The sequence below is a fragment of the Psychrobacter phenylpyruvicus DSM 7000 = NBRC 102152 genome (genome assembly GCF_000685805.1).
GTDB lineage: Bacteria > Pseudomonadota > Gammaproteobacteria > Pseudomonadales > Moraxellaceae > Psychrobacter > Psychrobacter phenylpyruvicus.
In genome coordinates, this window is record NZ_JMKP01000002.1 from 170,375 (window position 1) to 179,378 (window position 9,004).

General features: G+C 40.6%; 9 protein-coding genes. 4 read left to right on the top strand and 5 right to left on the bottom strand.

Features of this window, described 5'->3' with window-relative positions; all coding sequences use genetic code 11:
• Positions 1 to 114: 114 nt before the first annotated feature.
• Both rpmG and rpmB read right to left on the bottom strand, forming a co-directional pair.
• Entirely contained in the window at positions 115 to 270 is a 156-nt protein-coding gene (gene rpmG, locus G561_RS0101485; RefSeq protein ID WP_007394061.1) for a 50S ribosomal protein L33, read from the bottom strand.
• A 67-nt stretch (positions 271 to 337) separates the two neighbouring features.
• Complete coding sequence (gene rpmB / locus G561_RS0101490; protein ID WP_007394060.1) at positions 338 to 574, bottom strand: 50S ribosomal protein L28; 237 nt, start codon at positions 572 to 574, stop codon at positions 338 to 340.
• A 587-nt stretch (positions 575 to 1,161) separates the two neighbouring features.
• Between rpmB and G561_RS0101495 the strand changes: the two genes are divergently transcribed.
• Positions 1,162 to 2,628: an MFS transporter gene (locus G561_RS0101495; protein WP_028857972.1), complete on the top strand. Its 1,467-nt coding sequence runs from the start codon at positions 1,162 to 1,164 to the stop codon at positions 2,626 to 2,628.
• A 116-nt stretch (positions 2,629 to 2,744) separates the two neighbouring features.
• Here G561_RS0101495 and G561_RS0101500 read toward each other — a convergent pair whose 3' ends face one another.
• Positions 2,745 to 3,536: a cytochrome C assembly family protein gene (locus tag G561_RS0101500; RefSeq protein WP_028857973.1), complete on the bottom strand. Its 792-nt coding sequence runs from the start codon at positions 3,534 to 3,536 to the stop codon at positions 2,745 to 2,747.
• Positions 3,537 to 3,979: 443 nt separating this feature from the next.
• On the opposite strand from G561_RS0101500, the gene ffh reads away from it, so the two are divergent.
• Together ffh and G561_RS15100 are read left to right on the top strand one after the other, a co-directional pair.
• Positions 3,980 to 5,521 (top strand): signal recognition particle protein, encoded by a 1,542-nt coding sequence (gene ffh, locus G561_RS0101505; RefSeq protein ID WP_028857974.1) that lies wholly within the window; start codon positions 3,980 to 3,982, stop codon positions 5,519 to 5,521.
• Positions 5,522 to 5,617: 96 nt separating this feature from the next.
• Positions 5,618 to 5,782: a DUF2256 domain-containing protein gene (locus G561_RS15100; protein WP_081794337.1), complete on the top strand. Its 165-nt coding sequence runs from the start codon at positions 5,618 to 5,620 to the stop codon at positions 5,780 to 5,782.
• A gap of 35 nt (positions 5,783 to 5,817) precedes the next feature.
• Here the strand turns inward: G561_RS15100 and G561_RS0101510 are convergent, their stop codons facing one another.
• Together G561_RS0101510 and G561_RS0101515 are read right to left on the bottom strand one after the other, a co-directional pair.
• A complete protein-coding gene (locus tag G561_RS0101510; RefSeq protein WP_227674010.1) occupies positions 5,818 to 7,077 on the bottom strand; it encodes an MFS transporter in 1,260 nt (419 codons plus the stop codon).
• Positions 7,078 to 7,383: 306 nt separating this feature from the next.
• Entirely contained in the window at positions 7,384 to 8,313 is a 930-nt protein-coding gene (locus G561_RS0101515) for a bile acid:sodium symporter family protein (protein WP_028857976.1), read from the bottom strand.
• Positions 8,314 to 8,846: 533 nt separating this feature from the next.
• On the opposite strand from G561_RS0101515, the gene G561_RS0101520 reads away from it, so the two are divergent.
• Positions 8,847 to 9,004 (top strand): transposase (locus G561_RS0101520; protein ID WP_028857977.1); only part of this gene is annotated, 158 nt, incomplete at its 3' end.

Sequence of the window (9,004 nt, forward strand, 5' to 3'; positions counted from 1 at the left end):
TATTGCTAAGATGCACTTTTATTTATAAGCAATAAGTATTTATTACAACCAACACATAAAAAAAGCGGGTTATCATGAGATAACCCGCTTTTTTTATGCTATTAAATCAAAAAATTATTTGATTTTAGCTTCTTTGAAGATAACGTGCTGGCGTACTTTTGGATCAAACTTTTTGATTTCCATTTTGCCAGGCATAGTACGTTTGTTTTTGGTAGTGGTGTAGAAGTAACCAGTACCAGCGGTAGATACTAACTTAATCTTGTCTCTCATGATGTATTCCTATTAATTTGTAAAGTAAGAGGGCTTAAAAAAGCCTTCTAATTAGTCGTTTAACAGACTAAACTTTTTCACCTTTGGCACGTAAATCAGCAAGTACTTTATCAATACCGTGCTTATCGATGATACGCATGCCTTTAGTAGAAACACGAAGACGAACAAAACGGTTTTCAGATTCTACCCAAAAACGATGGTTATGTAGATTTGGCAAAAAGCGACGACGGGTTCTGTTAAGCGCATGCGAAACATTGTTACCCACCTGAGGGCGCTTTCCTGTCACTTGACATACTCGAGACATGACGGACTCCTAATAAAGTTGTAAGGCAACTGGGTGACATGTCAATCATGTCGAGATAGTTGGTTGCCTTAACTACTCAAGATAACGAATCACAATGCGGCTATGGACACATAGGACTGCAACTTGAATAAAATGTTAACAGAAAGATAGTGGTCTTTGCCCTTTAATCGCCACAACAAGTAAAGGTTGACCAGAATAAATTTTTAAGGGCGTATTTATACCACATATACCCAGTTTTTTCAAATTAAATGTTTATCTATTATCGCATAAATAACCCAAAACTTTAAGTCCCTAAGGATTAAGGCACTGTTTAACTACCTTAAACTCAAAGAGTTATATAAAATTTTCACCAGTAGCTGATAAATTCAGCTTAATAATTAAAGGTTAAAACTGCAAAACTTCAAACATAAATTTAAAATATGCGGATGTCACAGCAAGATGTATCAATGCCATGTTAAAACCGGCTATTATAGCAGATATTATGCAGCAGGTTAGCAAAGTATCTTTTTAATTTTATCCCTACAGTAACCCGCCTTGTTAAGATTTATCTTAGTATTAACCTCAGGCTTATAGGACTCTCTCATACGATGCAAAAGCCGTCTTCTTCAGTTGCCTCCGATCAAGATAAGCCCTCGGCTGATAAGTTTGATAACAATGTAGCCACTAATACCAATCAGTCGCCTTATGCTTTGATGCTAGTGCTATTGACTCTGTATTTCGCTCAAGGCTTGCCCTCAGGATTTATTACTCAGGCACTGCCAGCTATTTTGCGTGAGTATGAGGTATCACTGGAGATGATTGGGCTGTCTGGGCTGCTATTACTGCCTTGGGCCTTGAAGTTTCTGTGGGCACCTGTGGTTGATAAGTATTTTATTACTAAGTGGGGGCGTTCACGCAGTTGGATTTTACCACTGCAGCTTATCTCAGCAATTATTGTGGCCCTAGTCGGTTTATTCGATCCGCATCAGTTAAGCTCACCGCATACTCTTTGGGCCATTTATGCCCTGCTTTTTTTATTAAGCTTAATAGGAGCTACCCATGATGTGGCAGCAGATGGTTTAGCCACGCGCTCGTTAACGGGCTTGATACGCAATAATCCCCCTTTGCCTGCAGTGAAAAATCCTTATCAAGGCATGGGCAATGCGGCACAAGTGATAGGCTACCGTATGGGGCTTATTTTGGGAGGGGGCGTATTGCTGTTGGTGCTGGGGCAGTGGTCTTGGCGTTATAGTTTTTTTGCGATGGCAGCTTTAATTGTACTAAATACCATACCAATTTGGCGTTACCCCGAAAGCAAATATGCGGCCGCTGAGTCAAAGTTAACCGCTCAGCCAGTTACTCATCAAGTCTCTGGTGAACATCAAACTCATCCTAGTAACCGCAAGCTAACGTTGGCTTCCTTATTTGCCTATATTAAAAGTCAATATGGTTATTTTTGGCAAAATGAGCACATGCGGGCATGGTTAGCAGTGCTGTTAACTTTTAAAGTGGTAGATGGCATCTCTAGTGGTATGGTTAAGCCTATGATGGTGGATATGGGCATCCCGACTTCTAGTATTGGGTTATGGGCCAGTGTGCTAGGCTCTGCAGCTTCTTTGGTTGGGGCTGCTTTGGCGGCAGTGTTGTTAAAGCGAATGACTCATCATAATGCGTTACTAGCATTTAATGCGCTACAAGTGGCTACCACAGCGTTGTATGTGATTGTGGCTATTAGCTTTGAGCATCCAAGTTGGTTAGGGTTTGCCCTTGAGGATCAATCAGTGCCTTTTTGGTGGGCTTATGCAGCCAATGCGATTGAGCATTTGGCAGGGGCAATGGCGCTGGTTGCTATGCTAACTATGGTCATGCATTATGCCAGACACGATAAAGCGGGCAGTGACTTCACTACCCAGGTGTGCTTATTAACGGTATTTAGTGGTGGGGCGCACTTAATAAGTGGCTTTATTGCGGCTCAGGTAGGGTATAGCGTCCACTTTATAATCAGTGTGGCTTTGGGCTGCGTATGCTTATTACCCCTAATTTACTGGCGCGGTAAGTTTGTTAAACAGTTATAAAACGTGAAAGCACTAAGCTATCAATGCTTAAAAGCTATGGCTTGAAAGCTCTAGGGATTAAGTTGAGTACTCTAGGGGTTAAATAGGTGCTTTAAAAGCAGCAGCAGATACTGCTGTTATAGCAGTATCTCAAGTACAAACTTACTGCCAATAAAACCAATAGCCAATAACAAAAAGGCTAATATGGCCATGTTGGCTGCTCGGCGACCACGCCATCCATATTTCCAGTGTCCAAATAATAGCCAGCCAAATAACAGCCATGAGATAATACTAAATACGGTTTTATGGGCAATGTGTTGAGCCATTAAATCACTGATATAGACGAAGCCAATGGCCAAGGCGATAGTAAGTAGACTAAAGCCCACCAAGATCATGTCAAATAACAACGACTCCATACTTTGTAGCGAGGGAAGTTTGTTGACCCAAAATCGCTGTTTGGTCTTATGCTTTAGCTCGCGAATCTGAAAGCGTAAGATGACGGCTTGAACTGCGGCCATTAACAGCACGCAATAAGCGGCGATGGACAAAATAATATGGGCTTCTAGACCTTGGCTGACCTCTGTCAGTGGTGCATACGGAGCTACCCCAAAATACCCCAGGCTTAAGCCAATAATAGCGGTCGGTGCTGCAAAAAGTCCTAGGCTTAGAATAGGGCGATAAAAACAAAAAATCACATAAAATAATACAAAATAGAAGCTGGTCAAACTTGCGGTGTTAAACACATTAAAGTTAAGGCCATGCAAGGTAAATATGTTCGGGTATAAGGTAATCGCATGAGCTACCAAGGCGACCAGTAGCATGCCCAAAGTGAAGCCTTTAGCAACAGGCTTTAGACGTAGCAAAGCCCAAGCCAAATGACAGCTTACAAGGGTATAAATAATAAGGGCGATGACATAGGCAAGCAACACGGTGTTTGGGTCCTCAAAGAAATCGAGTTAACAAATTAGGTCTAACAATATTTGATATACTAGCTCTGGTCTTCTGTGCGTCAATATCTTTGTGCATCAGTATTACTGTAAGATAAAGGCTATAAATCATAGAGCAGAGTCATCACAAAGCAATCATACCCTAATTTAGCATAGAATGACTCTTATTTGCGATTGCTATACAGTTAACTTACGGCTTTTGCTAAAATTAATGGTTTAACAGAAACAATAAAAGAGTTTATAGATTAATTTTGCTAAACTTGCCAAATATTTGAGATTTTAAACGGTTTAATACTATTGAACCAAATAACAATTAAACCAAATAACAGTTACCCAATTATACGGCCCCTTTTATTAGGGGTTTAGTGCCCCATTTAAGATATTAATACCTCCTAACTTAACAGATGTTTTATTGAGAAAGCCTTATGTTTGATACTCTAACCGAACGACTCTCTGGCAGCCTGCGTAAGATTTCAGGCTCAGGACAGTTAACTGAAGATAATATTAAAGACACGCTGCGTGAAGTGCGCATGGCGTTACTAGAAGCCGATGTGGCTTTACCTATTACTCGTGATTTTGTAAAGCGTGTGAAAGAGAAGGCACTGGGTCAAGAAGTACTAAAAGAGCTGGCTCCTGGTCAGGCTTTCGTCAAGATTGTCTATGACGAACTAACTGAAATGATGGGCAGTGCCAATCAGCAGCTAGAGATGACAGGCAAGCCACCTGTGGTTTACTTACTAGCAGGTTTGCAAGGTGCGGGTAAAACTACCACAGCGGGTAAGCTGGCAAAATATCTACAAGAGCGCCATAAGAAAAAAGTCATGCTGGTGTCAGCTGACGTCTACCGTCCAGCAGCTATCAAGCAGTTAGAGCAAGTAGCAGGGCAGGTAAACGCTAAGTTTGTCAACTCAACCACCGATGAAAACCCGATTGATATTGCTAAGCGTGCTATCGAAGAGGCGAAGCTTCAGTATCAAGATATCTTGATTATCGATACCGCGGGTCGTTTACACATCGATGAAGCGATGATGGATGAGATTAAAGCGTTAACCGCTGCGGTTAATCCTTCAGAAACTCTATTCGTCGTTGACTCTATGACTGGTCAAGATGCGGCCAATACCGCCAAAGCATTTAACGATGCACTGCCACTCACAGGGGTTATCTTAACCAAGACCGATGGTGATGCCCGTGGTGGTGCCGCTCTTTCTGTGCGCGCTATTACCGGTAAGCCCATCAAGTTCTTGGGTCGTGGTGAGAAGTTAGATGCTTTAGAAGCCTTCCACCCAGAGCGTATTGCCCAGCGTATCCTAGGTATGGGTGACGTACTGAGTCTGGTAGAAGAAGTTGAGCAGAAGATTGACCGCGAAAAAGCGGAAAAAATGGCGAAGAAAATCCAAAAAGGTGGCGACTTCGACCTTGAGGATTTATTAACCCAGTTCCAACAAATGAAAAATATGGGCGGTATGGCAGGCTTCTTAGATAAGATGCCAGGTATGAGTGGCGCTGGTGTAAAAGAAGCCCTAGAAGAAGCTAAGCCAGAAGAAAAAGTAAAAGAAATGGAAGCGCTTATTAACTCAATGACCCCTTATGAGCGTAAGAACCCAGATAAGATTAACCCAAGCCGTAAGCGCCGTATTGCTGCTGGTTCTGGTAAGCAAATTCAGGACATCAACCGTCTGCTTAAGCAGCACAAGCAAATGGCTAAGATGATGAAAATGCTGTCAAAACCTGAAGGGCTAGGAAAAATGATGAAGGCGGTCCAAAGTCTAACCGGTATGGGCGGCGGTGCTTCTGGCGGCGGTGGTCCACTGTTTGGTGGTGGTGCTAGCAAGGGCGGCAATCCAGGTGCAGGCGGCATGCCTCCCTTTGGTTTAGACCCAAGTAATATGCCGAGCAAAGAAGAGATGGAACGCCAAATGAAAGATCTAGAGCAGAAACTTCCACCAGATTTCAAAAAGCGTTTTTAACATAAAATCTTAGAAGATAAGGTATGTTTTGATACCGATAAAGGCTAGGTCGTGTGACCTAGCCTTTTTATTTTTAATCAAGAGAGAACTGATCCAATGGCACATAAAAAGAAGAACGTCCGTAAAAAAGAATGTCCAGTTTGTGAGCGGGAGTTTAGTTGGTCCAAAAAGCTGGATAAAAACTGGGACAGTATGGTGTACTGTTCAGATAGATGTCGACGGGTTAAAACTTATGAGGGTGTAGAGAAGCCGCATCACTGATACAGCTTAATAGATAGATTGCTGCTACAACCTATCTATAAACTATACTTCTTCGTATTGCTAGAGCCTGTGTACAGCTGGCCAAAGGTCTCACGGTGATGTAGGTGTAAACCAATAATAAAGCAAAGAATACCAATGAAAGTCAGGTATAACGCAGGCGCAAAACTAATATATTGAGTCGAATAAAATAGAAATAAAGGAAGAGCTGCCCCAAGTATCGCGGCTATTACATTATAGATTACTGATACCGCGGTTAGGCGTATATTGGTTGGGAACACCTGCACAAATATCGCAATGCATAGCCCAATCATTCCGGTACAAAACCCTAGTAACCCATATAGTGGCATCGTAAAAACGTTATGTCCATTAGCAAGGTAAGCATAAAGCATCCAAACCTGCACAGTCAGTGCAATTGCCGCAATCATAAAGGTCTTACCGGTCCCAATCCTATCCGCTAGCATGCCATAAATGATACAGCCCAATATTTGCATAGCCAACGCTATCAAACTGACATTAACCAAGAAGCTAGGATCACTGTAGAATTTAAGCGCAATCAGTTTTGGCAATAGTAGCATGACCACCATAATTAAACTGTGTCTCACAAAGGATAAAGAGACTGACAGCATCATTGCTGAGGAACGGATAATATTTGGATTAAGGCTTAGAGTATGTGGTTTATCAGATGGGGTGCCTTTAGACTCTACATAAACGGGCGTTTCTTTGACATGACCCCACATTAATAAGGTTAGCGCACTTAATACGCCACCGATGATAGCAGGAATGCGCCAACCATAGTTTAGCATAGCTGCAGTATCGAACATCCCAGTTAATACTTTCGCGCATGTAATGGCCAGTACAGAACCAAAAATACCCCCTGCAACGGCCAAGCTACAATAGGTTGCCAAACGGTTCTTCGGAGCATGCTCAGCAACAAATACCCAGCTCAGCGGTGTATGCCCACCAAACGCCATGCCTTGTAATATACGAATAACAAGAAATAATATCGGTGCTAATATGCCCACTTGGGCATACGTGGGCAAAAAAGCAGTCAATAGGGTAGTCACTGCCAAGAAGCAGACACTGATAAGTAAAGCGGGTTTGCGTCCATGCTTATCGCCATAGCGACCTATCAACAGACCACCGAGTGGACGTGCTAAGTAACCGACACTTATCAGCCCAATAACTTTTAATTGTGTCAGTGAGGTACTGTCAGTGGTAGGGAAAAATATAGTGCTTATTATCTCTGCCAGTTTAACGTAGACAAGGAAGTCAAATGCTGCAAGCGCGTAACTCAAACAGATAAAGATTATCTGTTTTTGAGACGCCTTATCATTAATACAAAGCAGCTCCTTTATACCTGATTTGTTAACTACTATCTTGTTATTATAAATATTATTCTCCGAAACCTTTGAAATAAAACAATAAATCTTCTTACAATGTAACTGTATAATTGTACAGTTATTTACATAGTAATATATTGTAAATTTAAATTAATTTAAACAAAAGATATTTTTATAAGACAAGAAAAAAAGACACAAAGCGATAACTTTGTGTCTTTTTTACCCTAATATCAGGGAGGCTGAGTCAAATAGCTTTAGTAATTATGCCTTATCTTTATGCATAAAAAAGTTTGCAATCAGTGCGCCACTAACACTGTGCCAAACACTGAATAACGCACTAGGTAATCCTGCAATAGGATTAAAATAAGTGGCCGCAAGTGCAGCGCCCAGTCCTGAGTTTTGCATACCCACTTCAATCATAATGGCTCGGCGCTGTGCTTCACTAAAGCCACTAATTCGAGCAATCAGATACCCTAACGCATAACCAATACTGTTGTGTAGCATCACCACAATAAATACCAGCACACCACTGGTTAAAATGGTATCTCTAGAAACAGCAATCACCGCTGCGATAATAATAGAAATACCTATAATCGAGACGAGGGGTAGGATGTCGTTGGCAATATGTACCTTTTCCCCCATAATTCTGTGAAATATTAGGCCTAATGAAATAGGTAGTATTATGATTTTAGTAATAGACCACATCATGCTAGCAAGCTCAATTTCAATTAATTGCCCTGCAAACACTTTAAGTAGAATAGGGGTAAGTATTGGAGCAAGTAAGGTCGAAAGAGAAGTAATAGAGACGCTTAATGCCACATCACCTTTGGCCAAAAAGGTAATCACATTGCTAGAGGTACCGCCTGGGCAGCAACCCACTAAGATGACACCAAGGGCAATTAACGGATCTAACTTAAAAATAACGGTTAATATATAGGCAATTAATGGCATCAAGGTAAATTGAGCAATCAAGCCAATTATGACTAACTTTGGTCGCTTAATAACCTCAGCAAAGTCGTCTGTCTTAAGGGTTGTCCCCATGCCAAACATAATAACACCTAAAATAGGGACAATATATTTAGCCAATGAAGCAAAAAACTCTGGGAAAATAAAGCCTAAAATAGCACTAACGATTGCCCATATCGCAAAGGTTTTCCCTACCCAGTGCGAGGCTTTAGCGATTGCTTGCACAATATGATTCCTGTTAGTTAGATGATGAATTTAAAATGATAGATAAAACTATCATATAACTTAACCAAGAATCATAAAATTTAGTTATATAAGAGGTAAATTTTAACTGGTTACTGCTACAGATAAGCAGTTTTGACCAAATGCCTAATCAAATTGTTAAAATAAATTATCTTAGACAAAGGGTTTAATTTTTATAGGTCTTTCTCGAGACATAGATACGCTTTAATGACTTAAAATGTGACGTAGCTTTTAAAAATAAATACCTGCCCTTTTAAGGAGCAATATATAATTAATAATTAAATAGTTAAATAATGGTTAATAACAATAGTATTTAAGGACTATGAAAACTCTAAATATTGTTGGGGTTAAAAAAAACTAAATAAAAGTTTTTTACTGAGGTAAATCTATGTCAAAGAATCTTGTTAAATATGCATTAGCATCTACATTAACCTTATTATAATACTCCCGGAAAACTAGACCAAAAAATTGTAGCAAATAAGATAGAATAACCTTTAGAAAAAGAGGTCTATCTAATGACGAAAGTACGTAAGCGTCACAATGCTGAATTTAAAAGCAAAGTCGCCGTTGAAGCCATCAAAGAACACAAGACCCTCAACGAGTTAACCGCAGAATATGGGGTTCATGCAACCCAAATCAGCAACTGGAAAAAGCAGGCTTTGGCAGTTATCCC

Excerpts from the sequence above, each read along its gene's own strand:
- rpmG (WP_007394061.1), bottom strand. The coding sequence starts at position 270 with ATGAGAGACAAGATTAAGTTAGTATCTACCGCTGGTACTGGTTACTTC.
- rpmB (WP_007394060.1), bottom strand. The coding sequence starts at position 574 with ATGTCTCGAGTATGTCAAGTGACAGGAAAGCGCCCTCAGGTGGGTAAC.
- G561_RS0101495 (WP_028857972.1), top strand. The coding sequence starts at position 1,162 with ATGCAAAAGCCGTCTTCTTCAGTTGCCTCCGATCAAGATAAGCCCTCG.
- ffh (WP_028857974.1), top strand. The coding sequence starts at position 3,980 with ATGTTTGATACTCTAACCGAACGACTCTCTGGCAGCCTGCGTAAGATT.
- G561_RS15100 (WP_081794337.1), top strand. The coding sequence starts at position 5,618 with ATGGCACATAAAAAGAAGAACGTCCGTAAAAAAGAATGTCCAGTTTGT.